Annotated in this window: 22 protein-coding genes; 15 read left to right on the forward strand and 7 right to left on the reverse strand. The window is 49.1% G+C overall.

Going from position 1 to position 25,710, the window contains the following annotated elements; translation table 11 throughout:
- The first annotated feature begins 96 nt into the window (after positions 1–96).
- The 3 genes from guaD to NC981_RS17265 all read left to right on the forward strand — a co-directional run bounded on the left by guaD (position 97) and on the right by NC981_RS17265 (position 4,799).
- Positions 97–1,410 (forward strand): guanine deaminase, encoded by a 1,314-nt coding sequence (gene guaD / locus NC981_RS17255; protein WP_348244080.1) that lies wholly within the window; start codon positions 97–99, stop codon positions 1,408–1,410.
- 80 nt (positions 1,411–1,490) lie between these two features.
- Complete coding sequence (crtO, locus tag NC981_RS17260; RefSeq protein ID WP_348244081.1) at positions 1,491–3,188, forward strand: beta-carotene ketolase CrtO; 1,698 nt, start codon at positions 1,491–1,493, stop codon at positions 3,186–3,188.
- Positions 3,189–3,605: 417 nt separating this feature from the next.
- Positions 3,606–4,799, forward strand: a complete 1,194-nt coding sequence (locus tag NC981_RS17265) for a SpoIID/LytB domain-containing protein (protein ID WP_348244082.1) — start codon at positions 3,606–3,608, stop codon at positions 4,797–4,799.
- Between the two features lie 19 nt (positions 4,800–4,818).
- Here the strand turns inward: NC981_RS17265 and NC981_RS17270 are convergent, their stop codons facing one another.
- On the reverse strand, positions 4,819–6,075 hold the full coding sequence (locus NC981_RS17270; protein WP_348244083.1) for a hypothetical protein: 1,257 nt from the start codon (positions 6,073–6,075) through the stop codon (positions 4,819–4,821).
- 141 nt (positions 6,076–6,216) lie between these two features.
- Between NC981_RS17270 and NC981_RS17275 the strand changes: the two genes are divergently transcribed.
- Together NC981_RS17275 and gatC are read left to right on the forward strand one after the other, a co-directional pair.
- Complete coding sequence (locus NC981_RS17275) at positions 6,217–6,738, forward strand: photosystem I assembly protein Ycf3 (RefSeq protein WP_190379464.1); 522 nt, start codon at positions 6,217–6,219, stop codon at positions 6,736–6,738.
- Between the two features lie 21 nt (positions 6,739–6,759).
- Positions 6,760–7,047, forward strand: coding sequence for an Asp-tRNA(Asn)/Glu-tRNA(Gln) amidotransferase subunit GatC (gene gatC / locus NC981_RS17280; protein WP_348244084.1), 288 nt, complete (start codon positions 6,760–6,762; stop codon positions 7,045–7,047).
- Here gatC and NC981_RS17285 read toward each other — a convergent pair.
- Complete coding sequence (locus NC981_RS17285) at positions 7,044–7,742, reverse strand: DUF559 domain-containing protein (protein ID WP_348244085.1); 699 nt, start codon at positions 7,740–7,742, stop codon at positions 7,044–7,046. The two genes, gatC and NC981_RS17285, sit on opposite strands and share 4 nt — an antisense overlap.
- A gap of 41 nt (positions 7,743–7,783) precedes the next feature.
- On the opposite strand from NC981_RS17285, the gene uraH reads away from it, so the two are divergent.
- The 5 genes from uraH (at position 7,784) to NC981_RS17310 (ending at position 13,366) form a co-directional block, all read left to right on the forward strand.
- On the forward strand, positions 7,784–8,143 hold the full coding sequence (gene uraH / locus NC981_RS17290) for a hydroxyisourate hydrolase (protein ID WP_348244086.1): 360 nt from the start codon (positions 7,784–7,786) through the stop codon (positions 8,141–8,143).
- Between the two features lie 341 nt (positions 8,144–8,484).
- Positions 8,485–9,717, forward strand: a complete 1,233-nt coding sequence (locus NC981_RS17295) for a glycoside hydrolase family 10 protein (RefSeq protein WP_348244087.1) — start codon at positions 8,485–8,487, stop codon at positions 9,715–9,717.
- 60 nt (positions 9,718–9,777) lie between these two features.
- Positions 9,778–10,695, forward strand: coding sequence for a bifunctional riboflavin kinase/FAD synthetase (locus NC981_RS17300; protein WP_348244088.1), 918 nt, complete (start codon positions 9,778–9,780; stop codon positions 10,693–10,695).
- 64 nt (positions 10,696–10,759) lie between these two features.
- On the forward strand, positions 10,760–11,668 hold the full coding sequence (locus NC981_RS17305) for a MoxR family ATPase (protein ID WP_348244089.1): 909 nt from the start codon (positions 10,760–10,762) through the stop codon (positions 11,666–11,668).
- Between the two features lie 216 nt (positions 11,669–11,884).
- The gene (locus NC981_RS17310; protein WP_348244090.1) at positions 11,885–13,366 is read left to right on the forward strand and encodes a hypothetical protein; all 1,482 of its coding nucleotides are present in this window, start codon (positions 11,885–11,887) and stop codon (positions 13,364–13,366) included.
- A gap of 66 nt (positions 13,367–13,432) precedes the next feature.
- On the opposite strand, the gene NC981_RS17315 is transcribed toward NC981_RS17310, so the two are convergent.
- Positions 13,433–14,254, reverse strand: a complete 822-nt coding sequence (locus NC981_RS17315) for a phytoene/squalene synthase family protein (protein ID WP_348244091.1) — start codon at positions 14,252–14,254, stop codon at positions 13,433–13,435.
- 162 nt (positions 14,255–14,416) lie between these two features.
- Between NC981_RS17315 and NC981_RS17320 the strand changes: the two genes are divergently transcribed.
- From NC981_RS17320 to NC981_RS17335, 4 genes are all read left to right on the forward strand, one after another.
- The gene (locus NC981_RS17320) at positions 14,417–14,896 is read left to right on the forward strand and encodes an EVE domain-containing protein (RefSeq protein WP_348244233.1); all 480 of its coding nucleotides are present in this window, start codon (positions 14,417–14,419) and stop codon (positions 14,894–14,896) included.
- 52 nt (positions 14,897–14,948) lie between these two features.
- Complete coding sequence (gene typA, locus NC981_RS17325) at positions 14,949–16,745, forward strand: translational GTPase TypA (RefSeq protein WP_348244092.1); 1,797 nt, start codon at positions 14,949–14,951, stop codon at positions 16,743–16,745.
- Positions 16,746–16,943: 198 nt separating this feature from the next.
- The gene (locus tag NC981_RS17330) at positions 16,944–17,699 is read left to right on the forward strand and encodes a hypothetical protein (RefSeq protein ID WP_348244093.1); all 756 of its coding nucleotides are present in this window, start codon (positions 16,944–16,946) and stop codon (positions 17,697–17,699) included.
- Between the two features lie 214 nt (positions 17,700–17,913).
- Positions 17,914–18,540: a Uma2 family endonuclease gene (locus tag NC981_RS17335; protein WP_348244094.1), complete on the forward strand. Its 627-nt coding sequence runs from the start codon at positions 17,914–17,916 to the stop codon at positions 18,538–18,540.
- Between the two features lie 317 nt (positions 18,541–18,857).
- On the opposite strand, the gene NC981_RS17340 is transcribed toward NC981_RS17335, so the two are convergent.
- From NC981_RS17340 to NC981_RS17355, 4 genes are all read right to left on the reverse strand, one after another.
- Complete coding sequence (locus tag NC981_RS17340) at positions 18,858–20,039, reverse strand: ATP phosphoribosyltransferase regulatory subunit (RefSeq protein WP_348244095.1); 1,182 nt, start codon at positions 20,037–20,039, stop codon at positions 18,858–18,860.
- A gap of 21 nt (positions 20,040–20,060) precedes the next feature.
- Entirely contained in the window at positions 20,061–20,972 is a 912-nt protein-coding gene (locus tag NC981_RS17345) for a tetratricopeptide repeat protein (RefSeq protein ID WP_348244096.1), read from the reverse strand.
- 99 nt (positions 20,973–21,071) lie between these two features.
- Positions 21,072–22,295, reverse strand: coding sequence for a glycosyltransferase family 2 protein (locus NC981_RS17350; protein WP_190379452.1), 1,224 nt, complete (start codon positions 22,293–22,295; stop codon positions 21,072–21,074).
- 27 nt (positions 22,296–22,322) lie between these two features.
- The gene (locus tag NC981_RS17355) at positions 22,323–23,945 is read right to left on the reverse strand and encodes a glycosyltransferase family 39 protein (RefSeq protein WP_348244097.1); all 1,623 of its coding nucleotides are present in this window, start codon (positions 23,943–23,945) and stop codon (positions 22,323–22,325) included.
- Positions 23,946–24,049: 104 nt separating this feature from the next.
- Between NC981_RS17355 and hpsL the strand changes: the two genes are divergently transcribed.
- Entirely contained in the window at positions 24,050–25,645 is a 1,596-nt protein-coding gene (gene hpsL, locus NC981_RS17360; protein WP_348244098.1) for a hormogonium polysaccharide biosynthesis protein HpsL, read from the forward strand.
- The last annotated feature ends 65 nt before the right edge of the window (positions 25,646–25,710 follow it).

Below are 25,710 nucleotides of genomic sequence, written 5' to 3' on the forward strand. Positions count from 1 at the left end.
CATCTTAACGGCGGCTTCTTATCAATCCTAGCGATATTCAAGCACAGTGACAGAGAGCGATTAAAATCAAGCAGGAGTCTAGTTCCTCGATTCTTCATGACTGTCAAAGCATTCCGCAGCGCCATTCTAGATTTTATTGCTGATCCGTTCTTTGTGTCGGAATCTGAAAGTGTGCGATACCTTCCAGACGGTTTACTCGTAGTTGACAACGGAAGAATCAAAGAACTGGGCGCGTATGAGCAATTAAAAGAGAAATATGCGGGAGTGGTGATCGTCACCTATCCTAACCACCTGATTCTCCCTGGATTTATTGATCTGCACGTTCATTTCCCGCAGACGGAGATGATGGCAGCCTATGGTGAGCAGTTATTGGAATGGCTGGAGAAGTTTACCTTTCCGGTTGAGCGCAAGTTCCAAGACAAAGCCTATTGCGATCGAATTGCACCGATTTTTATTGATCAACTGCTGCGAAATGGAACAACTACAGCGCTGGTACTTGCGGCTGTGTTTCCAGAGTCGGTCGAAGCTTTGTTTGAAGAAAGTGAGCGCAGAAATATGCGCCTGATTGCAGGCAAAGTGATGATGGATCGCAATGCTCCAGAGTTTCTCAGAGATACTGCAGAATCGTCTTATCACGAAAGCAAGGCCTTGATTGAGAAATGGCACAAAAAAGGTCGATCGCTTTATGCGGTCACTCCCCGGTTTGCACCGACTTCCACACCGGAACAATTAATGTATGCTGGCAAGCTTCTAGAAGAGTTTCCAGACACTTATCTACACACCCATCTCTCTGAGAATGTGAATGAGGTGGCTTGGGTGCAAGAACTATTCCCAGACAGTAAAGGGTATGTAGATGCTTACGATCGATTTGGATTGGTGGGAGAGCGATCAATTTTTGCTCATTGTGTGCAGTTAACCGAAGCGGAATTTGATCGACTCGCGGAAGCAAAATCGACGATCGCGTTTTGTCCGACATCTAATACATTCCTTGGTAGCGGATTGTTCGATCTTGAACGCGCAACCTCTGCCCAAATCAAAGTTGGACTTGCAACCGATGTCGGGGGTGGAACCAGCTTTTCAATGTTCCAAACCGCAAGCGAAGCTTACAAAATTACACAACTGCGACAACAAAAGCTCTCTCCATTTCAGGCAATGTACTTAGCAACATTGGGAGGAGCAAAAGCGCTTCATCTGGAAGATAAGCTGGGAAACTTTGAGGTAGGCAAAGAAGCAGATTTTATTGTGGTTGATCCGCGATCGACCCCGATCATGGCATTGCGTAACCAAGCCGAAACACCGATTACTTTAGAAGCCCTGAGCGATCGATTATTCACCTTGATCATTATGGGTGACGATCGCTCGATTCAAGCCACCTATCTTTTGGGCGAACTTGCGTATGACAAGCAATAAAGCCTGACTTAAGGGTGAATTCAATCGATCGAGGTTTTGTCTATCGTAAGCCGTAGAGCGATTTCTAAGAGCGATGCGATATGAACACGTATGACTTCATCCTGATTGGTGCAGGACACAATAGCTTGACCTGTGCTGCTTATCTCCTCAAAGCAGGCTATAAAGTCTTAATCCTCGAAAAGAACCCCATTCCGGGTGGAGCCGCAACGACCGAGCCATTCATGCCAGAAGTAGTATCTGGATTCAAGTTCAGCCCTTGCGCGATCGACCATCTTTTCATCCATTTAGGCCCAGTAGTGCGGGATTTAGAACTCGAAAAATATGGCTTAGAGTATCTTTTCTGCGATCACGTGGCGTTCTGTCCGCATCCTGACGGCAAGTATTTCTTTGCTCATCGATCGGTGGAAAAAACCTGTCAAGAAATCGCCCGCTACAGTCCTCGCGATGCTGAGAAATATGCTGAATTTAATGATTTCTGGCAGCGAGTGATCGGATTTTTGACTCCGATGTTTAACGCACCGCCAAAGTCGATCGTAGACATGGCAGGTAACTATGATCTTGAAAAGATTAAAGATCTCTTTTCATTGATAGGCGGAGGGGATCAAACACTCGACTTCATTCGATCGATGTTCACTAGCCCCATGGACATCATTGATGAGTATTTCGATTCAGAATTCCTCAAAGCTCCCTTAGCACGACTGGCAGCCGAACTGAGTACGCCACCTTCACAGAAAAATATGGCAGTCGGTTCGATTATGATGTCGCTGCGCCACAATCCTGGAATGGCACGTCCAAGAGGTGGAACCGGAGCCGTTACCGATGCACTGGTTCGCTGCGTCAACGATTTAGGTGGGGACATTCTCGTCGATCGACCCGTCAAATCCGTTCTGATCGGAAACAATCGCGCAGAAGGTGTGCGGTTAACGAATGGGCAAGAATACCGCGCAAACATTGGCGTTATCTCCAGTCTAGATGCTCAGCGATTGTTCTTGAATTTAGTTGATCCAAGAGATGTGGATGCGGCTGATCCGAAGTTACGAGAGCGTGTAGCTCGAAGAATCACAAACCACAACGAGGCAATTCTAAAAATTGATTGTGCCTTGTCGGAAGCACCTAAATTTGTGAATCACAATCACCGTGATGAATATCTGATCGGATCAGTTCTGATTGCAGATTCAGTTGCTCAAGTTGAACTCGCACACACCGATCCGAACATTGGCAGAATTCCCCTTGAAGATCCTTCAATGTATGCCGTTGTTCCCAGTATGCGCGATCCATCTTTAGCGCCAGACGGTCAGCACGTTTTATGGATCGAATACTTTGTGCCCTATCAAATTGCGGGAGCCAACGGAACCGGACTTAAAGGCACAGGATGGACAGAAGAACTAAAAAATCAGGTTGCCGATCGCGTCCTCGACAAACTCGCAGACTACGCGCCAAACGTGAAATCCTCGATTCTGGCACGTCGAATCGAAAGCCCACCCGAACTCGAAGAACGCATCGGAGTGCTGAAAGGCAACTACTATCACTTAGATATGACCTTCGATCAAATGATGTTTTTCCGACCGTTGCCAGAATTAGCAAACTATAAAACACCGATCGACGGATTATTTCTCACCGGAGCTGGAACGCATCCCGGCGGCTCAATTTCAGGATTGCCAGGACGCAACTGTGCGCGAGTGATTCTGCAATCACAGCGATCGCTTTCTCAGACGCTCTCTGAAGTAGGCGACACCGTGAAATCAGCAGCACAATCTCTGTTTCGCGTAAATGAATGAGATCTGAATCTATTTAGCAATTTAGCAATATTGCTGTTCTGTGAGCGACGAGCGATGGCTGGTCGCTCTTCTTTGTGTTGAGGGTTGCGATCGTCAATCGCTTGCGGAACTATTCTGAACCGAGAACCGACATCGAAAAGGATTCGCAATTTAATCCGAGTTCGACAGGAACAGTTCGCTTCGATGAATCTGAATAACCCCCTAAATCACAGCGACACTCTCCTCAACTCAAGGGTTCATCCCCAGAAAACTATGTAAAGAACCTCCACAATGGTATTTAAAGATTTAGTGTCTTCTTAAAACTCAACGCTTTTCATCACAAAGTAACGAATGTTATAACTTCTGCAAATCGAGGCAAATTGATCCTGACCGCTTGGCATGACCGCTGTTCGTTATTAGTGAAACCCCTGTAGTGCAATGGTTAATCAAATGAATGCTCGATCGCTCCTCTCGCTGTTCACCTTTTTCCCGAAATCCTTCGGCTTGGCGCTGTTGATCTGGGCAGCCACGATGATGCCGGTTCGCGCTCAGAAATCCGTCGAGTTGCGCGTTGCGATCGAAAAGGACGTACCCCAAGTCAATGTCGGTAGCTCGGTCAACGCTCAAGTTCTCGATGGCGCTCAGCGCGTGGTCGGTGAAATTCAAGGTATGAACGGCTTTGCCGCCCAAGTCAAAAACGGGGGAGTCGCGCTGGATCGTTGGCAGTCCGGCGCATTGTGGATTGTTCCCAAAGACAAAAACGGGGTTGTGTGGATTGGCAATCGCTGGTATCGCGGTCGAGTCTATCTCGTTCCAACAGGGAAAGGACTCACCGCCGTGAACTACGTAGACCTAGAGCAATATTTATTTAGCGTTCTGGGTGCAGAAATGAACGGCAACTGGCCCCAAGAAGCGTTGAAAGCTCAAGCCGTTGCAGCTCGCAGCTATGCCCTGCACGAACGCCAAAACGCCAGAAACGGCATTTTCGACCTTGGTGATACTCAGGGTTGGCAGGTCTACAACGGACTGCAATCCGAATCTACCGGAACCCAGCAAGCCGTTCTAGCGACAACTGGACAAGTTTTAACCCATAACAATCGGGTCATCAACGCGGTGTTCCATTCGTCAGCAGGAGGCTGCACCGAGAATGTTGAAGATGTCTGGGTGCAAGCGCTACCCTACCTGCGAACGGTGCGAAATAATTTTGATCAAGGCTCACCCGTGAATGAATGGTCGAAAACCTTCACTACGGCTGAGATTGGCACTCGATTCGGCGTAGGGAATTTGCAGCGCATGGAGCCTGTGAAAACGACTCCAGTTTGCGGACGAGTTCAATCGATGCGGATCGTTGGTGATCGCGGCTCAAAAGTTGTGGACGGCGATGCGGTGCGATCGGCGTTGGGCTTGAGAAGTACGCTCTTCACCGTCGCACCGCAGTTTCAACCTGTTGCCAGTAAAGGCGGACAAAAACAAGCCGTCGCTGGGTTTCTCATCAACGGTCGCGGTTTTGGGCACGGATTGGGCATGAGTCAGTGGGGAGCCTATAACATGGCACGCCAGAATTACAATTATCAGCAGATCTTGCAGCAGTATTATCTCAATACGGCACTGGCTCAAATTCAGGTGCAGTAACGGCACAGCGCCGAGTGGCTTACTGCTTGCCTTCTAAGCGGTGCTGCCACTCGGCATCGATTTGTGCTGAACGATCGACATCTTGTTCGATTAGGTCGCGATCGGTTGAGTAAATCAAATCGGATTGTTGAATCACCGTCTCAGCCGCAAATTGTTGAGCATAAGCGAGTTTGTGCTGAACGATCGGATCACTCTGCGCCAATTGCTTCGCCCGCAGTTCTCGGTTTCGGTTGCGGTCTAGAATTCTCTGATTGCGTCCTTTAATCGAGAAGTAGCGAACCCCTGGAATCAGAAGATACGCCGTACTATAACCGAGTCCAATAAACGCAAGCACTCTCAAAGCAGCAATTCCAATTCCAGCCGTCATTCCCGTGAGCACGATCGCCAGAATCAACAGTGCAACTCCCAGACCTGCGGCTAAGGTAATTTGTCCAGAGCTTGCTTGACTAAATTGGTAAAGTGATTCGCGCAAGAAAGCAGGGAGCCACTGCCGTTCCTGCTGAGACACGGTAGTTTGCAGCGAGGGGAAATGATAAACGAATTGCCCATCGGGGCTTACTTCGGGTCGTCCGTCAAATTTGGTCAAGACGGGAAGCATGTACTGTTCAGATTCCTGCTCCGAAACTGTACCAACTGAGTCTAAAAACGGTGCAATCTGTTCTGCAATCACGGCTCCGCGATTGCTGCGGATCACGGCTGCGATCGATTGCCAGCGCCGCTCTTCTAGGTCTGCATTAGGATTGCCATCGCCAAATAAGAACGAGTAAATCGACTCCAGAAAGTTCAGGTCGCTATGTTGGAGATCGACCCGACGGCGATCGTAATCGGGCGTAAAAATCCAGAAAAAGTCGGGACTAAACCAAACCGTCGGCATCGAGAAATCGCCACCGCGATCGTCATCGCGATTGGAACTCAGGGCGATCGTCAGCGCCAGAATCGCTAGAAACGATGCCACGATTAGCAGCACCAGCACGACCCCAAACGACATCCGAATCAGGTAGAACAAAACGCGCCAAATTTTTTCCCAGGTTTCTTTCAGGCGGAGTCGAAAATCTTTATCGCGCAGAATGTCGCGAAAATTGCGCGGAAACTGATAAACAACTTCGCCAGATTCCGCCACCTGCAATTCTCCGTTTGCTTGGGAAGCGAGAGCAAGGAGTCCTTTTTCAGCAAAATTTACATTTAAGCCAGCTTGAGTAGCGACATCTCCGACCGTAGCGCGGTAGTTCAGAGATTCGATCGCTCTCAAAATGGCGGGATCAGGGGATGCGGTCATAAGAGGGTTCCTGAGCAGAATTTACTCTTTCTTTAGTTTAGCTTTCATGAAATTGTGTCGTCTTATGGATTGCCGAAGAAGCACGATCGATTGAGCGCTACACTAAAAAATGTCTTGCTGTATAACAAACACCTTTGCCTTATGTCTAGATCTCAACGCAACGACAACTTCATCGATAAAAGCTTCACCGTCATGGCGGATATCATTCTGAAAGTCTTTCCCGCCTCCCGTAAGGAAAAAGAAGCGTTTGCCTATTATCGTGATGGGATGTCGGCGCAAGCAGATGGTGAATACGCAGAAGCGCTCGAAAACTACGAAGAAGCGCTCAAACTCGAAGAAGACCCAAACGATCGCAGCTACGTTCTGTACAACATGGGTCTAATCTACGCCAGCAACGGCAATCACGAAAAAGCTTTGAGCTTGTATCATGAGGCGCTAGAAGAAAATCCCCGTCTGCCCCAAGCTTTGAATAACATCGCTGTGATCTATCACTATATGGGAGAAAGAGCGAAAGAAGACGGTAGGGAAGACGAAGGCGAAAAGCTATTTGATCAAGCAGCAGACTACTGGAAACAAGCGATTCTGCAAGCGCCGAACAACTACATTGAAGCGCAAAACTGGCTGAAAACGACGGGTCGATCGGACATCGATGTATACTTCTAAGCGGTTTTATTGGAGCGTCTCATGATCGATCGCGAACAAGTGCAAAAAGTGGCGCATCTTGCCCGACTGCAACTCACGCCTGAAGAAGAAGAAAAGTTCACCACGCAGTTGAACAATATTCTCGACTACTTTGAGCAGTTGAGCGAGTTAGATGTAAGGAATGTCCAACCCACAACACGGGCGATCGATGTCAGCAACGTCGTGCGCGTCGATCGACATCAACCTTATGAAAATCGAGAAGCGATTTTAGAAGGGGCACCCGATCGAGACGGCGAATTCTTCAAAGTGCCAAAGATCGTGACGGGCTAGAGTACAAATTTGTCGTACCCGCAATTCGCACATTTGATGTAGTGCCCCTGCCAGCGAACCAATTCGCCGCAGGTTGGGCAATGGAAGCTCAGATCGCCATTCATCAAGTTGGATTGTTGGGTACGTCGCTGTTTGAGCGATTCTTCTATGGGTTGGTACTGCAGTCGTTCCCGATAATTCTGTGCGGCGAGTTGTTGGGCTTGCTCTGCTGTCCAACGTCGATCGGGCTTCAGAGTCGGAACCTGGCGAAATGCAGACATGATTGAATTATCGTGACTTATTAGCGCGATCGTTGATGCAATAGCCTTACAGCAACTTGCAGGAGATTTAATCACTTGCGCTTCACTAAAGCGAATCACAATCCAACCGTGATCGGTGAAAAATTGATTGCGCGATCGATCTTTCGGGCAGTCGAGAAAATGGATCGGCTGGCGCGTGTCGTAGGTGTAAGGCTCGTCAACTTCGATATCAATGGCAAAAGCGCGATCGAGATAAGCGAAATCCGGCACATAAGGCTGCTGTAATTCCGGGCGTTTGACTAATAAACCCGTGTGAATCTTGCCGGGAAAGTAGCGCCATAAATCGCGCTCAAATTGGCTTTCTGATCGTCCGCGTGGTGGCTTATGATGAGTTCCGACTGGTGGCAACGGAGCGCGATCGACTTCCGGGAATAGAACCGTGGGCAACTTCTCCATGCTTCTATTGTGCCGCTGAAATTCAAGCGTGTGGAATTCACATGGGTAAGCTAACCACTCACGTTCTCGATACGGCTCACGGCTGTCCGGCTGCGAATTTAACGATTGAACTTTGGGCGATCGAGCCGCAAACAGAGCAGAAAACGCATCTCAAAACAGTGACAACAAACGCTGACGGACGCACCGATAGCCCGATGTTGAATGAGTCAGAGATTAAAGTCGGAACCTATGAGTTAGTGTTTGTGATCGGAAACTACTTCGCAGCAAAATCCGTTAAAACCCCAGAACCCGCCTTTCTCGATCGTATTCCTATTCGGTTTGGAATTGCAGATGCGGATGCTCACTATCATGTGCCACTGCTGGCATCTCCTTGGTCATATAGCACCTACCGAGGCAGTTAACGCGACTTACTGCCGAATCTTCCAACAAATTCAGCAAAACCTGACGAGGGAGAAGTGCCCCCTATCCCCCAATACCATGAATAATTTAGGACTGCGCCACACAACCTGACAATACAGCCTGACAATCTCCGGGGCAACCGGAAGCGATCGGGCACCTCAAAGAGAATATTACGTCAGCGATGATGTCGATTCAATTGCGTCGATATGTTAGTCCAATGTCCTTCGCTAGCAATAAAAAGTTTTGACGAGCCGATCGCGTCTACCCTGATGCGCTGCCGCAATGCTTGTAAACTATGGCTGGTGTATTGGGTTTGTCCGTTTTGATGTTGATAGAGTTTCTCATGGCTATTCAGTTTCGCACCTTGTTACAGCATTGGAGAAAAGCGGTTCTCATTCCGTTGTTTTTGGTGTCCTTGCTCACAGTGATTCTGACTGAAACGCCTGGAATCGCTCAAACACCAGCAGTCCCGCCGGTTGGAACACCAGCAGTCCCGATCGTTCGTCCTGAAATTCGGGGCGTTTGGCTGACGCTGAACGATCTTGATGTGATGAAAGACCGCACAAAAGTCCAAGAGGCGATGAATCAACTGGGGCGCTTGAACTTCAATACCATTTACCCCGTGATTTGGAATTCTGGTTATGTGACCTATCCGAGTGCAGTCGCGCAGCGTCAGGGCATTCAGCCGTTTGTGTATCGGGGATCAGATGGTCATGACATTCTGGCGGATGTGGTCGATCGTGCTCACCGTCAAGGGCTGCTGGTTGTTCCCTGGTTTGAGTTTGGCTTTATGACTCCCCTAACTTCGGAACTCGCAGTCAATCACCCCGATTGGCTCACCGAACAGCGCAACGGTGTTCAAACTTCGATCAGTGGTGCAGGTGAAGTTGCTTGGCTCAATCCCTTTCATCCTGAAGTGCAACAGTTCATTACCTCGCTCGTGGTGGAGGTCATGACGCAGTACAACGTTGATGGGATTCAGTTTGACGACAATATGAGCCTGCCGCGTGAGTTCGGCTACGATGCGTACACGCGATCGCTCTACAAGAAAGAAACCAAAAAAGACGTACCCGCAAATCCAGCCGATCAAGCTTGGATGCGCTGGAGAGCGAACAAAATTACAGCTTTCATGGCGCAATTGGAAAAAGCCGTCAAAGATCGCAAATCAAACGCGATCGTCTCGATTTCTCCGAACTACTATGACTTTGCCTATAAATTCCATCTGCAAGACTGGCTCGCTTGGGTACGACAAGGGATTGCAGACGAGTTGATTGTGCAAGTGTATCGTCCGAATTTGCAGAGCTTTATCGAAAAGATTTCGCGTCCAGAAATTCAATTTGCCCAACAAAGAATCCCGACTGGCATAGGCGTGTTTACAGGACAGCGAACGAATCCCGTTTCGATCTACCAAATTCAGGAGCAGACAAGAGCGGCACGCGATCGCGGCTTAGGAGTAGCGTACTTCTATTACGAAAGCCTTTGGGACGTTGCACCGGAGCCGGCAAATTACCGTCAGGCTGGGTTTGAAGCGTTGTTTCCGGCTCCAGCTTATCGATCGGGCGTTTCGATGAGGTAGTTGATTTTCTTCACCCCATCTCCTGAATCAATTCAGTCGATGTATGTCAAAATGTGAAGTGTGTGGATCACCTCTTCGCCGACTACTGCTTTAACTCCAACTGCCGTTGCTCTAGGAAATTTCGACGGCATTCATCTAGGGCATCGACAAGTAATTACGCCTGTCTTAAGTAACGATGGAATCTTGCATTCTACTGTTGTTACATTTAACCCTCATCCAAAAGAATTTTTTACCGGAGAGCATCGATCGCTCCTCACGCCGCACGAAGAAAAGGTACTGACGCTTGAGGAAATGGGCGTAGAGCAGCTTGTTTTACTGCCGTTTAATCGAGAATTAGCAAGTTTGTCTCCGCAGCGGTTTGTTGAAGAAATTGTGGTTCATCAGCTTCAGGCGCGTCGGGTTAGCGTTGGGGCTGATTTTTGCTTTGGATATAAGCGATCGGGAACCGCAGCAGATTTGCAAGCGATCGCGGCAACCTTTGGAGTTGAAGTAGCGATCGTGCCGCTCCTGCAAACTCATGGAGCGCGAATTAGCAGTTCTGCCATTCGAGAAGCATTGCTGTCTGGAGACTTGCACAATGCGAACCGAATGTTGGGACGATCGTATCGCTTGATCGGACAAGTCGTAACCGGACAGCAACTTGGGCGAACGATCGACTTTCCGACTGCGAATTTACAACTTCTACCGCACAAACTCATACCACGACAAGGCGTTTATGCCGTCAGAGTTTTGGGTGTGGGTGCAACGGCAATCCTGGGCGTAATGAATATCGGCAATCGACCGACTGTAAACGGTATGAGTCAAACGATCGAGGTACATCTACTCGATTGGGCGGGTGATTTGTATGGCAAAACGCTGATTGTGAAACTCGAAGAATTCATCCGTTCAGAGCAGAAGTTTGCTTCGCTCGACGATCTCAAAGCGCAAATCAAAGCCGACTGCGACACTGCAAGAACCGCGCTCACAGCAATTTCCTAGAATTGTCGCCAGTCCTGGTAACCGTGGGTATGATCAACAGGACTTACCCGGTAGGAGTGCCCCGATGAGAGCGCGAATTGAGCAGTTAACGCAGCATTTGAGTTTAGCGATCGTCGGCAAGCAAGAAGCAATTCAACTGGTTCTCGTCGCGCTACTCTCTGGGGGTCATGCGCTATTAGAAGATGTCCCAGGGGTGGGTAAAACACTGCTGGCAAAATCCTTAGCACGATCAATTAACGGCAAGTTTCAGCGGCTCCAATGCACACCGGACTTACTGCCAACGGATGTCACCGGGACAAATATTTGGAATCCCCGTACCGGCGAGTTTGAGTTCATGGCAGGGCCAATCTTTGCCAATGTGCTCTTAGCTGACGAGATTAACCGCGCTACTCCAAGAACTCAATCGGCACTGCTAGAAGTGATGGAAGAGCAGCAAGTGACGATCGACGGCGTTTCGCGCAAAGTTCCCACTCCGTTTTTCGTCATCGCCACTCAGAACCCGGCTGAATATCAAGGCACGTTTCCTCTCCCGGAAGCGCAGATGGATCGGTTTGCCTTGTCGTTATCGCTTGGATATCCCACCGAGTCCGAAGAACTCCAAATGTTAGAGCGCTTGCAGTCGGGTCAACGGGTGCAAGATCTGCCGCCTTGCATCAGTGTCGAAGAGATTCGCGAATTACAAGTCCTGTGTTCTCAGGTTCGGGTGGAATCCTCGCTTCAGCACTACATTTTGAATTTAGTCCGATCGACCCGCCAAGACGAGGAAATCCTTTTAGGCGTTAGCCCACGCGGAACTGTGGCACTTCAAAAAGCGGTACAAGCCTTCGCATTTCTCGAAGGTCGAGACTATGCGATCCCGGATGATGTTAAAGCGATCGCGCCTCACGTTCTCTCGCACCGAATCATTGCAGCCAGTGGCATTCGATCGCGAATCATTGTTGATCGATTGCTGCGGTCGATCGCGATTCCATAAAATAGCAGTATTGCTTTTGAACCGTTGATTACCGCTCAATTTCTGAAGTAAATGTTCGTTTTCTTCCAAGACTTGATAAGTTAAGTGGACGCATGACAGAAATTTAGAAGAAAACGTTCATTTTTTCACAACTGTCGCTATAACTGTATATCATTCAATGTTTCTCGTTGTAGAAACGCTGCTGTGCTGAGTTGATCACGTCTTGCAGGTTATCCCATGAGTGAAGCTGAAAACCAAAACCTCCCTTCTGTCCCTTCTGATCCCGTCGAGAACCCATCCGAAACCGAAAAGGGCTGGACGACCGTAAATTTTCCCAATGCGATCGATGTCGATACCATTCCAGAAGCCGAGCCAGAACCCTCACAGGTGGGTCTCCGCATCCGAGATTTAGAACAGCACAATCATCGATTGCGATCGCGGGTGTCGGAGTTAGAATTTGCCCTTGGAGAAGCCCACGCCACTTTGAGAGCTGAAACCAAACGGTTTGAGACGCAGATCAGCACTCAACAAGCTGAAGCAGAACAGCGATCGACCCGCTTCACTCACCTGACTCAACAGCAAGCGACCATGATCGCAAAACAGCGTCAGGCGTTAAATGCGTCGCGCCAGAGATTGCAAGACCAAGAAGCGCAGATCGCGGAGCAGCTTCAAACCACTAAAACCGCTCAAACCGAAGTCAATCAACTGGCTCAGAGCTTAGAACAAGCTCATCAAGCTCAACAAAAGCAGCAAATTCTGATCGAAACGCTAACCGCACAACTCGAAGCTAGCCAAACTCAGGTGGCCCAGTTAGAGCGCGATTGTGCCCTCACCCAGCAGCGCTACGACGATCAAATTCAGCAATTGCGCCAGTCTGAGAACGCTTGTCGGGACTTGCGATCGCGCCTCCATCGTCAGCAGCAATACACCTTGCAATTCAAAGCTGCACTAGAAAAATGCCTCGATGTTTCTGCGACTCAAAAAATTGAAGAGTCAGTTGATTACGCAATCTCACAGAGCGAGTCTCAGTGCGAATCAGTTAGCTTTATCAAGGCACAGCCTGTGCAGCCCTGGTCTACCACGCTCGATCAGCAAGCTTGGGAATCCGAAACGGTGAACACCTTTGTCCCACCTGAAAGCGCCTGGGCAGTGGCTCCCGATGATGACAGTCTCTTCGAGGAAGAACCCGAAACAACCGCGACTGAAGCCGTTGAGATTAACCACGAAACGATCGAACACGAAGTGATTGAGATGGCAGAGCCAGAACTGATCGTCGTGCATCCGCCGCTCAGCTACACGATCGCGCGATCGGCTTCCGAAGAAAAGCCCAGCGTTCATCACAATATTGATTTGTTCTTGCCCAACGCCAGTAAATCTCTAGTCGTTGAGCCTTCTCTAACGGTTGAGGCTTCTGAGGAGGATGAACCGACTGTTGTTCCAGAAATGCCTACGCTCGAATCGCTTCCGGTTGAGGAGCCGACGATCGAAGAGATCGCTGCAAATCCGTTTAGCTTAGGGCTGCCGCTGATGGATGAGCCGGCGATTTCCTCTGCTTCGCCGTTCATTACGCTCAGTGCCATCGACCGCAACCTTGAGCCGATCGATGTTTTGACTTCAGAAACTAGCCCATCGCCGATTGTGTATCCACAGCGATCGCAGAAGAAACGAGAGTCACTTGCAGCGGTTGAGCTACCGAGCTTTCCGAAGCCACATTCCTAAGTTGATGATGGAAAATCCCCTAGGGAGAAGTAGCCTATGTTTCTCTCTACGGGATTTTCGATCGAATTAACTCACTTTTGTCGCTTGCTGAACCAATTCCAACACTTCCGATCGCGTTAACTTCTCGGCTCCATGCTGCATTGCATCCAGACTCGCATGAGCTAGCATTAAAATAATGCGGCAGAAATCCAAAGCCGGACTCGTTTCTGGAAGAGAGGCGACATACGCATTTGCAAGCTCAAGCTGACGACGAGAATAAGCCTGCATTTCAATATTTGTCCAACCCTCTGGGTAAAACGTCACGCCGCGAGTGGAGTCTTCGCTATGATTGCGGAGAATATTCACCGACTGCAAGCCGCGCCCAAACCCGATCGCTTCAATTCGAGCGGTCTTCGTGCCGTCATACCATGCCCACAAATCCGACAGCAGCAATCCCACCGATCCCGCAACGCTAAAGGTGTACTGGTCGAGTTCCGTTTGCGTGTGCACCTCCCAGTTGCAGTCTGCCCAGTGCGCCATGCGATCGGACATGGTTGAAATCGCTTCCCAAATTCGCGGGGCAATGCCCGAGGGCGCATAGGACAGCCACTCATCGATACGCAGGGTAACTTCTTCAAGGTAGGCTAATTCTGAAGCAAAAATCGGGCGAAAGTCTTCCGCCGTAAATCCGCGATCGCCTGCCTGCAAAACCAAGCTAATCTGCCGCAGCATTCGTGCTTTCACCGCATTGTCCAGGGTCGGATGGTCTTCGATCTGGTCGATCGCTCTCATACAGAGATACGCCGAGGCAACTGCTTCTTGCAGTCCGGCAGGCAATCGACTGATTGGAATGTAAAAGGTGCGGCTCGTTTCTTTTAACACATCCAAAGCGCTTTTATCTAAGTTCATGCGATGTTCACTCCTCTCTCGAAACTTTTATATCAGGTTGCGTTCTCGAAAAACTGTTTCTCCAGATTCGATGTAGCAAACCAGGGAGATTTGACATTTAGCAACACTTTCAGATCGATGACCGAGGGTGCGGTAGACTGCCCGCAGAATTGGGACGATGTGATGCAGTATTGGTTAATGAAATCAGAGCCAGCCGTTTATTCAATTACCGACTTAGAGCGCGATCGCGTCACCGTTTGGGATGGCGTTCGTAACTACCAAGCCCGCAATTATCTGAGATCGATGACATCGGGAGATGTCGCTTTTTTCTATCATTCCAATGCAAATCCTCCTGGGGTTGCAGGCTTAATGAAGATTGTGGAATCTAATATCGCAGATCCGACCCAGTTTGATCCTGATAGCAAATATTACGACGCGAAATCGCCGATCGAGTCTCCCCGGTGGCAGACCGTGCAAGTTGAGTTTATAAAGAAATTGCCGTTGATTTCGCTCGATCGCTTGCGTCAGACCTTCACGCCAGATGAACTCGCAGTCGTGCGCCAGGGCAATCGATTATCCGTGCTGCCTGTGGCGGATGAAATTGCCGATCGAATTTTGGCATTAGTTTCTGATCAAATTCCCAACTTAACGCGAAGCCGTTAGGATAGAATTGTTAAGCCTTTTTACGAATTCTTGCACCCTAACGGTCGTTTTTATGACTCTTCCCATTCGGAACGTTGCCATCATTGCTCACGTTGACCACGGTAAAACTACGCTTGTCGATGCTCTTCTTAAGCAAGCGGGAACGTTCCGCGAGGGAGAGGAAGTCCCGGACTGCGTGATGGACTCGAACGATCTCGAACGTGAGCGGGGCATTACGATTTTGTCGAAAAATACAGCAGTTCGCTACAAAGAAACGCTGATTAATATTGTCGATACGCCTGGGCACGCGGACTTTGGCGGTGAAGTTGAGCGCGTTCTCGGCATGGTCGATGGCTGTCTCTTGATTGTCGATGCCAACGAAGGCCCGATGCCGCAGACGCGATTCGTGCTGAAGAAAGCGCTAGAAAAAGGACTGCGCCCGATCGTCTTTGTCAACAAAATCGATCGTCCCCGCGCCAACCCGATGATTGCAGTCGATAAGGTGCTGGATCTATTCATCGAACTCGGCGCAGATGATGACCAGTGCGAGTTCCCGTACTTATTTGGTTCTGGTTTGGCAGGATTTGCAAAAGATACGCTGGAAGAAGAGGCAAGCGATATGCAGGCACTCTTTAATGCGATTTTGCGCCACGTTCCACCGCCAGTCGGAGATGTAACCAAGCCCCTTCAGCTACAAGTCACCACGCTAGATTATTCCGATTACCTCGGTCGAATTGTGATCGGTAAGATTCACAATGGCTCGATCCGAATGGGTCAGCAAGCAGCGATCGTCACAGAAACCGGAGAAATCGTCAAGTCGAAGATCTCGAAGCTGATGGGCTTTGAGGGACTGAAGCGGATCGAAATTGAAGAAGCTACGGCTGGAAATCTTGTTGCCGTTGCCGGATTTGCTAATGCCAACATTGGGGAAACGATTACTGATCCCAACGATCCGCAGGCATTACCGTTGATTAAAGTTGATGAACCAACTTTGCAGATGACCTTTTCGGTAAACGACTCACCGTTTGCCGGTCAAGAAGGCAGTTTCGTTACGTCGCGGCAATTGCGCGATCGCTTGTATCGGGAACTCGAAACCAACGTAGCTCTCCGGATCGAAGATACCGATTCGCCGGATAAACTCTCGGTGTCAGGTCGAGGCGAGTTGCACTTAGGCATCCTAATCGAAACGATGCGCCGGGAAGGCTATGAGTTCCAAGTGTCTCAGCCGCAAGTGATTTTCCGTGAGATTAATGGTCAACCTTGTGAGCCGTTTGAAACCTTGATTCTAGATGTCCCAGAAGAATCAGTCGGTGGCTGTATTGAGCGCCTTGGACAGCGTAAGGGCGAAATGCAGGATATGCAAGTCGGAACCAACGGACGCACGAATCTAGAATTTGTGATTCCGGCGCGGGGTCTGATTGGTTTCCGGGGTGAGTGTATGCGACTGACACGCGGCGCGGGCATCGTTAACCACAGTTTCTTAGAGTATCGTCCGATCAGTGGCGCGATCGAAGCGCGTCGTAACGGTGTTCTGATCTCGTTTGAAGAAGGAGTCGCAACCTTCTACGCAATGCAGAACGCTGAAGATCGCGGCGTGTTCTTTATCCGACCGGGTACAAAGGTCTACAAGGGCATGATTTTGGGTGAACACAATCGACCCCAAGATCTCGAACTCAATGTCTGTAAAACGAAGCAATTGACCAACCACCGCGCATCGGGGGGTGAAGAATTGGTGCAGTTGAAAGAGCCGATCGACATGAGCCTAGAACGCGCTCTGGAGTACATCGGACCCGATGAACTGCTAGAAGTCACTCCCGAATCGATTCGATTGCGGAAAGTGGCGAAAGCGAAGAAGTTAGCGAAGAAATAAGCTAAAGCGGGGGATTGAAACTGTTTCAATCTCCCGCTTTTGTTTTGTCGGTTTGCATGAGTTGGGATAACTTGCTGAAATTGAAGAAGCCTTTGAGAGAGCAAAGTTTCTGCTTGGTACATTAGAGTAATAAGAGTAATATTTAGTCTTTCGATACAAATCGGTTCTGCAAAGCAAATGATGCTAGAGTTTCTAGAAATGTATGACCAGGCTGTTAATTTAGAAGGAAAACAATACGATAGCTGTTTCCCTCAAGGCATAGAGCGGTCAGACTTTTTATTGTTCAACAGCCAGGTTATCTGTGAAGTCAAGCAGATCCAAAACATTAAGATTCAGCATCAGGTAGAGAAGCTAGCCTGCAAGGGTAATATTTCACAACAGAATTTTAAGCGTGACTTCTATAACTCAATCAATAAGTCTTTGAGTAAGGCGAATGGACAGATTGAAAAGAGCAAGCAAGCTCTCAGTTATTCTGACGCTCTAGGTTTAGTTATTTTGGAAAACTTGATAAAAGATGATTTATCTGTCTTGTCTCTTATAGATGCAAGCAACAGAAAAATGTTAGGAGGTCTAGCTCACGTTGATGTTGTACTATGCCTGGATATGGTTAATACATTTTCAAACTCTGAAGGCGAGCGTGTTAGACCTGTCCAAATTGTGATGCGAGATACTGAAAGGGCTAGAAAGCTAAGTAAACTTCTACAGAATCTTCTGAGTGATTTCTGTAAGCAATCTGAGACACCATTTTACAACGGGTTTACTGTTGCAGCAGGAGAACAAAGCTGGAGTATAAATCCAGACGGCAAATACCAAGCGTATAAAGCTAAGTTTGATTTCCAATCATCTGATCCAGAAATGAAAGCAGATTGGAGACAACAGTTAGTTCAATTCTTGAATAGATGGTGGTGGGTTATCCCTTTACCAGCCATTCTGTATGATTTGTTTATAGGTTGAAGGGTAGCTGTCACTAAGGTTACGCGCTGCTAATTTAACCCTATTGTGCTAGCGCGACTAGAATCCTGAAGACATCCTTCAAATCACGGGGAACTTGATATAAATTGCGATCGTCAATCACAAGGCGAGTTTGTCGATCGAAGTAATTCATCTGTACCAGCTAGATAAAATATAATCACAGCAGTCCTCAAGGCATCGAGTTAGGTGTGGACTTATGACCATTACAATCGCTCAGCCAATACAGCAACAGCCACTCAGCTTTGACGAGTTTCTTGCCCGTTATGGTGGCGATAACCGCTATGAACTGATCGATGGTGAGGTGTTCGATTTGGAGCCAACAGGTCTACATGAGGAAGTTGCAGCATTCATTACGACAAAGATCTGTGTCCAGATCGATCAAACAAATTTACCTTGGTTTGTCCTTCAACGGGGACTATTGCGTCCAGCTAATGCGGGTATGACTGCATTTCGCCCTGATGTTGCAGTCGTCGATCGATCTGAACTCATTCAAGAACCACTCTGGTCTGAGCAATCCATCCTAACGCTAGGTAGTTCAATTAAGTTCGTGGCAGAAGTGGTCAGTAGCAACTGGCAAAATGACTATGCTCGTAAAGTTGAGGATTACGCAGTTCTAGGAATTCCTGAATATTGGATTGCCGATTACGCAAGCTTGGGGGGAACCCGACACATTGGGAAGCCCAAACAACCGACTCTCTCTGTCTGTAGGCTAGTGGATGGGGAATATGAGATTCAGCAATTTCGAGGTAATCAGATTATTGATTCGCCAACCTTCCCAGGTTTGAAGCTGACGGCTGAACAGGTTTTAACGGCTGGTAAGTAACCTGAGTTCGGGTTAAGCAAAATGCTGAAAGCTCGGTGGGGCAGGACTTAGCCGGACTACTGCTTTACATATTGTTCTCAATAGACTTTTCTAATTAAGAACAATCGCAATTGTGAGCTTTATTGACAATGGCTTCACGGTCATCAGAGCCAAAAGGTACGAGAAATCAAGGTTTTCGGCAATTCCTTATCCCGAACTCAGGTTAAGTAGACTGCGATCGCGATCGACAAAAATATCTTGCACATCCTGAAAATCAAACTGCACAAACAACGGTAACGATCGCAAATCGACGATCGCACCGTTGAAGTCAGGATGATTTATCGTTCGATCGCAATTGCTCCATCTACATTGATCCAGGCAATCTGAGAAATCCGTCGCTGTTGGGCATAACTCCGAATCGCTTCAGGCGTTCCACAACTGAGATCAACCTCAACTTGATCGCCCGATTCCCGCAACTTCTGAGCATGAGCAAACGCTAGCTGCGGCACCTCTGACACGACCAGCCAATCACACGCTGGCGTTTGTTTCGGTAACTGTCCGGTGGTCAGCAACAATTGATGCAGATTTTCAAGCTGAAGCGAAAAGCCGATCCCCGGAATCGATTCGCCTTGCGGGTGAAACTGTCCGAGCAAGCGATCGTATCTTCCGCCCTGTCCAAGCACCACTTGCCCAGATTGCGCTACCACTTCAAACACAATGCCGGTGTAGTAATCAAACGTGCGAATCAAGCTTAAATCCAGCACCAAATGAACTTCTACACTGACTTGTAGGAGTTCGATTAGAGATTTGAGATCACTGACGATCGAGCGTTCTGTCTCATTCAGGTTCAAACTGCTGACTTTTTGGAGAACATCCGTAGGTTTACCGCGCAGATCCAACAGCAGCAACGCTCGATCGCGTAGCTCATCTGATAACGGTAAGGCTTCCAATCCAAGTCGATCGAGATGGGCAATGGCATGACGTACCTTAGAGCGGATTGCTTCAGGAAAAGCAGAGAGCAGCGATCGCGTTAATCCCGCCTCACCTAAAATCAACTGTCCAGGAAGATCGAGACTCTTTAAACAGTCCATTAATAGCAAGAGAATCTCGGCATCCGATCGCAGACCGCCACCGCCCAGCAATTCGACTCCCGCTTGATAAAACTCTTGCTGACGGCTATGGCTGCCTTCTTCAGCGCGACGAAACACATTCGCGTTGTAATAAAGCCGTTGGGGAAACGTACTATTTGATAGCCGAGTGGCAACCGTGCGGGCGATCGAAGCGGTCAATTCCGGGCGCAAACCGAGGGGATCTTCTTCAAGCTGATGTAATTGAATCACCGTTGATCGCTCGATCGCGCCGCCTGCCATGAGCGTATCCAGGCGTTCCAACGTCGAGGTAATAATCCGGTGATAGCCCCAACCGTGAAATACTTGCTGGAGCCGATCTTCAATCCAACGTTTTTGCGCGACATCGAGAGGCAGGAGATCGCGTGCGCCTGCGGGGGGCTGGTAAACCATTGAGTCTTTATGAGATAAGCGTTACTTTTTCTTGCCGAAAAGACCGCCAAACAGACTACCGCTAGATTTTGTTGTGGGCTTGGCTGCGGGTTTACTCTCTGGCAGTTTTGCTGCTGGAGGTTCGAGCTTTTGTTTGCCCTCAAGCGCGATCGGGTCTTGCGGATTGATGGAGAGCGCTTTGTTGAAATGAATTCTCGCCATCGTCGGTTGATTTTGCCGCAAATACACCACACCCATTAAACTGTGACAGCGGCTACTGTTTGGCTCAATTTTTAGGGCATCTCGCAATTCTATCGTTGCTTGGACATAATTTCCCTTTGCCATGAATCCTTCTGCGCGACGGTAATACTGATCGTTGAGCGATTCGATCGGAGTAGGAGCGGCTTGAGTGGGCGCTTTTGTTGACGTAGAAGTCGTGGTGTAGATTTGACTTCTGGGTGTGCTGCCCTCGGAAGCGCCTTCTCTCATCACCAGATACGCCAAATTCAGTTCGCTAATTTGGGCGGTGAGTTCGATCGCTTGGTCTAGCTGCTCGTATTGTCGATCGGACAAGTCCTTCAGGGCAGTGCGGTAGAAATAGTCAGCGTTGCTAGAAGACAAAAGCTGCCGTGCAAGACTACTACCAAAGTCGAGTTCGTGACGTTTGCGGGCGGCTCCTTGGCCTTTCATCTTCAGCACCAGCAGATGGTCGGTGCGGTTTTTTTCTTGAGAAAGATTCTGCCAAGCTGGATTGACCAATTTGGATAACAGTTGTTCGGCAAGCTGTTTATCACACCCAAGCTCTGCAACACAGCTATCTGGATGCAGGCGGCGGGCAATCTTCAGGTATTGTTTGCGGATTTCTTTAACCTCTGCCTCGATCGAAACTCCTAAAATCGCGTGAAAATCGGAGAAGTCCAGCAGAAACAGTCCGCGATCAATCTGAAAGCTCATGGGTTAACCTGTGATGTCGAGGAACAAAAACAGCGAACAGTGCGTTCGCCGTCTTTATAGTTCCTTTAAATCGGCAAAGCGCGACATCGACAGGTCAACCTATTTGCGCCGCACATCCGTCACGCGCCAACTGAGCTTGAGGTTAATCCAGAAATTCCAGAAGGTGACAAGCACGATCGCGATCGGTTTAGCGATGAATTCATTGATGCCAAAGACATCGTGAAACAGGCTCACAATCAGCGCTTGCAGAATGATCCCCATCAAACAAATCATGTTGAATTTGAGGAAGCGCTTAAATCGCTGGCGTTTTCCAGGCTGCCCCCGCGAAATATCCCCAAATGTCCACAAGTCATTCCAGAGGAAGTTATTCACAACCGCCAGTTCAGCCGAGAGGATCGTACTGCGAGCGATCCCCAAGCCGAAATGCACTCTGAGCAGATAGAACGCTGCCATATCGACGAACACGCCAGTGAATCCCACCAAGCCAAACCGTAAGAAGCGCCCGAACTGGAACTTCTCGCGCAGTCGTCCGATTCTGCCTCGCGATCGCAGCTTTCCAAGGTGCATCAAGTATTCAACATACTGCCGCCAAGTGACCTTACTTTCACCTTCTTGTCGCTCTTGAAACACGTAGCCGACCTCGGTAACGCGATCAACTTGTCCCCGACCGAGAACTTCTAACAGAATTTTGTAGCCGAGCGGACTCATCAGACATTCCGCGATCGCGCTGCGTCTCACCATAAAATAGCCGCTCATTGGATCAGACACCCGCCCGACCACGTTCGGCAAGATCATCAAGCCGAGTAGCTGCGCTCCGCGCGACAACATTCGACGAATAAAGCCCCAGTCGCTCGTGCCCCCACCTTCGATGTGACGACTCGCAACCGCGAGATCGGCACCATTTTTCACTGCCTGAATCAGCTTCAGCAAAACTTCTGGCGGATGCTGCAAATCTCCATCGATCACCCCCAACAGTTGACCCTGTGCAGCCTGCCAACCTCGAATCACGGCGGTTGATAAACCGCGCTCGTCCTGTCGCCGCATCACCCGTAAATTCGGATACTCTGCGGTCATCTGCTGCGCGATTTCCCAGGTGCGATCGGGGCTATCGTCGTCCACGATGATTAATTCGTAATCATTCGGGAGCGCATGATCAAGCAATCCCGATAACACTCGTACCACCTGTTCGATATTCCGCCCTTCGTTGTAAGTCGGAACCACCAGCGAAAAGTAGATCGGCTTGGCGGGTCGTTCGGTTTCTGGAGCATACGGAATCTTTAACTCACCAGAGGGCGGCAACAAAAGTGAAGGAGGCACAATCATGACGTAGTTAGGATAAAACGACAGAGATTATCGGGCAGTTTGATATAGTTTGAGTTCAAACTGATCGAGACTCATGGTTCCCGTAAGGGATCGAGTCTGGGAGAGCGAAAATCGTTCCTCTAAAACCTGTTGAATCTGTTGACGTTCTTGAACGGTTGCAGGTGACGACCAGACTGGATCACCACTTTCAAGCCAAATCACCCGACGATAATCAGAATTTTTAAGTGCGGCTTTTAGGCTGGTACTGAGTCGACTGGCAGGCTGAGCTAGTAAATCCACAGGACTGGTGGGCGGAATGTAATACGCCAAGCGATTGACGTGCCCCCAAGCCTGGGAATCCATTGCAATCAGCATTGGAGCCGAGTCGAGTTGAACCATCTCTGCCACTTGATGAAACACCGATCGGGGTCTTAAAGTCAAATCCCCAGCATCGATCCCCAAGTACAACAGTAGTACCAGGAGCGCGGCGATCCCTTGCTGTGCTTTGAGTTGTCGAATTGCGATCGTCATCAGCAATAAGCATCCTGGCAGCACAAAGATCAGCGCTCGTCCCCATCCAAACCCCAGCGTATATTTTTGCGTCGTCATATCGACACAAAATGCTAGGAGCAGAGGGAATAAACTCATCCCCAACCCTATCGTCAAGCTTAATTTTTGCCTAGCCTTCCAAAGATAGATTGTCGCCAGTCCAAGTACCACAGCTGCAATCAGCCCAGAGATTAAGGTCGGCTGCACCGATAAGGTCGTTGCCCAATCGCCCACAATTAAGTGCGCCCCTATCGTTTGGCAGAGATCTTGAAGGTGCAATAAGGCAGGGTTGCCGTCTCGCACTCCGAAGCGATCGAGGTCGGCGTTTCGTAACTGCTTCAAAGTTCCCGAAATCACCCACGGCAGAGTGAGCAGTCCCGCGATCGTCATTCTGATGCCATGTTGCAGCCAGTGCTTGCGATCAAGAACCAGCGCCAACGCTGCCAAAACAACAACCCAGTAGGCGAATAAGTAAAAGGTGAGCAGACCGAGCGAGATCGACGCAATAAACCCAACTTGCCACTTCCAACGAGGGCGCGAAATCAATTCCAGCAGCGCCCAAACGCTGAGAATTGCCCACAGTACCAAGGGCGTGTACATTCGGACATTCAGCGAGTGGAACAGATAAAAGGGATTCGTCGCCAGCAGTGCCGCAAACAGTAAGCCGCTACGATGGTCGAGTAATTTCCGTCCCAATCCGTAAGCGGACGCGATCGAGCCCAAGCTCCACAAGACGGGCAAACTCCGCATCGCAATCTCACTATTGCCAAAGAGACGCAGCCAGAGGTGTTGGGCTAAGAAGAAAACAGGGGGATGAGGTTCTCCTTTGTAGAGTCCTCGAACTAAGCCTTGTAGGGTTTTGGCGATCGCACCCCAGGAATTCTCAGGTGGCAAATTTAACAAAGCGGTGAATCGGGCAAGCGAGATCGGCGTATCGTCGGGCAGTGAGTATTGCAGCCTTTGACCCGTCGAGAGCAGCAGCGACAAAACTTCGTCGTACCAGAATTCGCGGGTTCCAAGATTGAGAATGCGGAAACAGATACCAATGACGATCGCGCTGCCTAACAACATCTCTAGGGTTAGGGCTTTTCGCCCGTAGCGCAGGGCATTTCGAGTGAGCATGATTCAATTTGCTGGAGGGCTGCAATTAGTCTTCCCGTTCTTGCAATCTCGGCTATGATTCAGGTGCTTAATTTGACTTCAGCTTTCCGTGTTCTCCGGCTCTTATGGCAAAAAAGCAGAAAAGCAAGTCCTCGATCGACACAGACGCAACGCTGACCCTGAAGGAACGTTTAGCCGAAAAGCGCCAAGCGATTCAGGTTCGCAAAGCAGCAATGAACTTTATTTCCATGTCCACGATGATCTCGATCGTGGTCGGAATGGCGCTGTTTGCGATCGGGGGGATCAAAGGCGGAGCAGGAGGATTTGCGGGAGTTCTTACGCTGATGCTGTCGTTTAAGTTCCCTTGGCAAGCGCTTCACGCCTTTTTGATTTATATGCCATTTGGCGGCACGATCACCTATGCCACAGTGGGGAATAATCCTCTGATGCAATTGGCAAAAGATGGAATGTACATTCCTGCTTTGATTGCAATTTATCAAGGCTGTAAGCGGCAGAAGCTCTCGATGATGATTCCACCATCGTTGAAGACTCCCTTGCTGTTGCTGTTGGTTTACTGCATTTTGGTGCTGTTGTTTGTTAACGGGGCGCAGCAATTTACAGGTAAGCCCTCTGAGAAGCCCTTTTTGATGGGAATTTTGGGCTTGAAAGTGCTTCTAGGATACGCACCGCTGATTCCTTGTGCCTACTATTTGATGCAGAAAAAGCAGGATGTCTACAACCTGATGCGAGTTACGGTGGTGGTGGTCATTATTTGCTGTGGACTGGCATTTGTGCAGTATATGCTGCTCAAAACGGGGCGCTGTAAAGGAACCGTCGGAGAAGGTGCAGACTTGTTTAAGGCTTCTCTGGATGCGCGTTGCTTTGTTGGGGGAGCGCTGCTGTATACGCCAGAACAAGGGGTGATTCGATTACCTGGAACCTTTGTAGCTCCGTGGCAGTGGGGCTGGTATCTGATTTCAAGCGCATTTACGACGTTTGCTGTGACGTTCTTCGATCGCAATCTCCTCTGGAAAATCGTCGGCGGGATTGGGATGCTGGGGACGATTATTATGGCGGTGATTTGCGGACAGCGGATTGCACTGATGCTAGTGCCGACGATGATCGTGATTCAGCTTATTACCACGGGTCAGATTGCGAACTTGAAGCGATTTTTGCCGATCGGGATTGGGCTAGTAGGTGCGATCGTTGTGGCGATGGCATCGAATCCAGCAGTGGTACAAGAGCGAGTGGATAGTGCTGTAAGTCGCTGGAATGCGTCACCGCCAGATGCCTTTATCAAGGAACAGTTTAATACGGTGGTGCGGGGAGCCAGTTTACTAGGGAAAGGATTAGGACGGGCGACGAATTCGGCGCGGGCGATGGGAGAAACGGAATTGATTGAAACGTACTATCCCAAGGTGATGTATGAAATTGGGCCAATTGGAGTCATTCTGTTTCTAGTGCTGGTGACGGGGTTAACGGTCGCCTGTTTCAAAGCGTATCGCTCTGTAAAAGACAAAAATCTCCGGGGCTATGGCGCAGTATTTTGGACGTTCGTTTTAGTGATTAGCTACAACACTTATTACTATCCGCTGGATGTCGATCCGGTTGCAGTGTATTACTGGTTTTTCGCGGGTGTAGCCCTGAAATTGCCGGAACTCGATCGATTAGAGCCAATTCCAGTCGAAGATCCGAAGAAAAAGAAGAAGAGAAAGCGCTAAAATCGCGTCTGTTTTAACAAAATGCGCGATCGTTTTGATGAACATCGCGCTTGTCGCTACAACGG

The sequence above is a fragment of the Leptolyngbya sp. DQ-M1 genome, from assembly GCF_039962505.1.
Taxonomy (GTDB): Bacteria; Cyanobacteriota; Cyanobacteriia; order Leptolyngbyales; family Leptolyngbyaceae; genus Leptolyngbya.

What these genes read in the sequence shown, in the direction of transcription:
- guaD (WP_348244080.1), top strand. Translation starts at nt 97, where the DNA reads ATGACTGTCAAAGCATTCCGCAGCGCCATTCTAGATTTTATTGCTGAT.
- crtO (WP_348244081.1), top strand. Translation starts at nt 1,491, where the DNA reads ATGAACACGTATGACTTCATCCTGATTGGTGCAGGACACAATAGCTTG.
- NC981_RS17265 (WP_348244082.1), top strand. Translation starts at nt 3,606, where the DNA reads ATGGTTAATCAAATGAATGCTCGATCGCTCCTCTCGCTGTTCACCTTT.
- NC981_RS17270 (WP_348244083.1), bottom strand. Translation starts at nt 6,075, where the DNA reads ATGACCGCATCCCCTGATCCCGCCATTTTGAGAGCGATCGAATCTCTG.
- NC981_RS17275 (WP_190379464.1), top strand. Translation starts at nt 6,217, where the DNA reads ATGTCTAGATCTCAACGCAACGACAACTTCATCGATAAAAGCTTCACC.
- gatC (WP_348244084.1), top strand. Translation starts at nt 6,760, where the DNA reads ATGATCGATCGCGAACAAGTGCAAAAAGTGGCGCATCTTGCCCGACTG.
- NC981_RS17285 (WP_348244085.1), bottom strand. Translation starts at nt 7,742, where the DNA reads ATGGAGAAGTTGCCCACGGTTCTATTCCCGGAAGTCGATCGCGCTCCG.
- uraH (WP_348244086.1), top strand. Translation starts at nt 7,784, where the DNA reads ATGGGTAAGCTAACCACTCACGTTCTCGATACGGCTCACGGCTGTCCG.
- NC981_RS17295 (WP_348244087.1), top strand. Translation starts at nt 8,485, where the DNA reads ATGGCTATTCAGTTTCGCACCTTGTTACAGCATTGGAGAAAAGCGGTT.
- NC981_RS17305 (WP_348244089.1), top strand. Translation starts at nt 10,760, where the DNA reads ATGAGAGCGCGAATTGAGCAGTTAACGCAGCATTTGAGTTTAGCGATC.
- NC981_RS17310 (WP_348244090.1), top strand. Translation starts at nt 11,885, where the DNA reads ATGAGTGAAGCTGAAAACCAAAACCTCCCTTCTGTCCCTTCTGATCCC.
- NC981_RS17315 (WP_348244091.1), bottom strand. Translation starts at nt 14,254, where the DNA reads ATGAACTTAGATAAAAGCGCTTTGGATGTGTTAAAAGAAACGAGCCGC.
- NC981_RS17320 (WP_348244233.1), top strand. Translation starts at nt 14,417, where the DNA reads ATGCAGTATTGGTTAATGAAATCAGAGCCAGCCGTTTATTCAATTACC.
- typA (WP_348244092.1), top strand. Translation starts at nt 14,949, where the DNA reads ATGACTCTTCCCATTCGGAACGTTGCCATCATTGCTCACGTTGACCAC.
- NC981_RS17330 (WP_348244093.1), top strand. Translation starts at nt 16,944, where the DNA reads ATGTATGACCAGGCTGTTAATTTAGAAGGAAAACAATACGATAGCTGT.
- NC981_RS17335 (WP_348244094.1), top strand. Translation starts at nt 17,914, where the DNA reads ATGACCATTACAATCGCTCAGCCAATACAGCAACAGCCACTCAGCTTT.
- NC981_RS17340 (WP_348244095.1), bottom strand. Translation starts at nt 20,039, where the DNA reads ATGGTTTACCAGCCCCCCGCAGGCGCACGCGATCTCCTGCCTCTCGAT.
- NC981_RS17345 (WP_348244096.1), bottom strand. Translation starts at nt 20,972, where the DNA reads ATGAGCTTTCAGATTGATCGCGGACTGTTTCTGCTGGACTTCTCCGAT.
- NC981_RS17350 (WP_190379452.1), bottom strand. Translation starts at nt 22,295, where the DNA reads ATGATTGTGCCTCCTTCACTTTTGTTGCCGCCCTCTGGTGAGTTAAAG.
- NC981_RS17355 (WP_348244097.1), bottom strand. Translation starts at nt 23,945, where the DNA reads ATGCTCACTCGAAATGCCCTGCGCTACGGGCGAAAAGCCCTAACCCTA.
- hpsL (WP_348244098.1), top strand. Translation starts at nt 24,050, where the DNA reads ATGGCAAAAAAGCAGAAAAGCAAGTCCTCGATCGACACAGACGCAACG.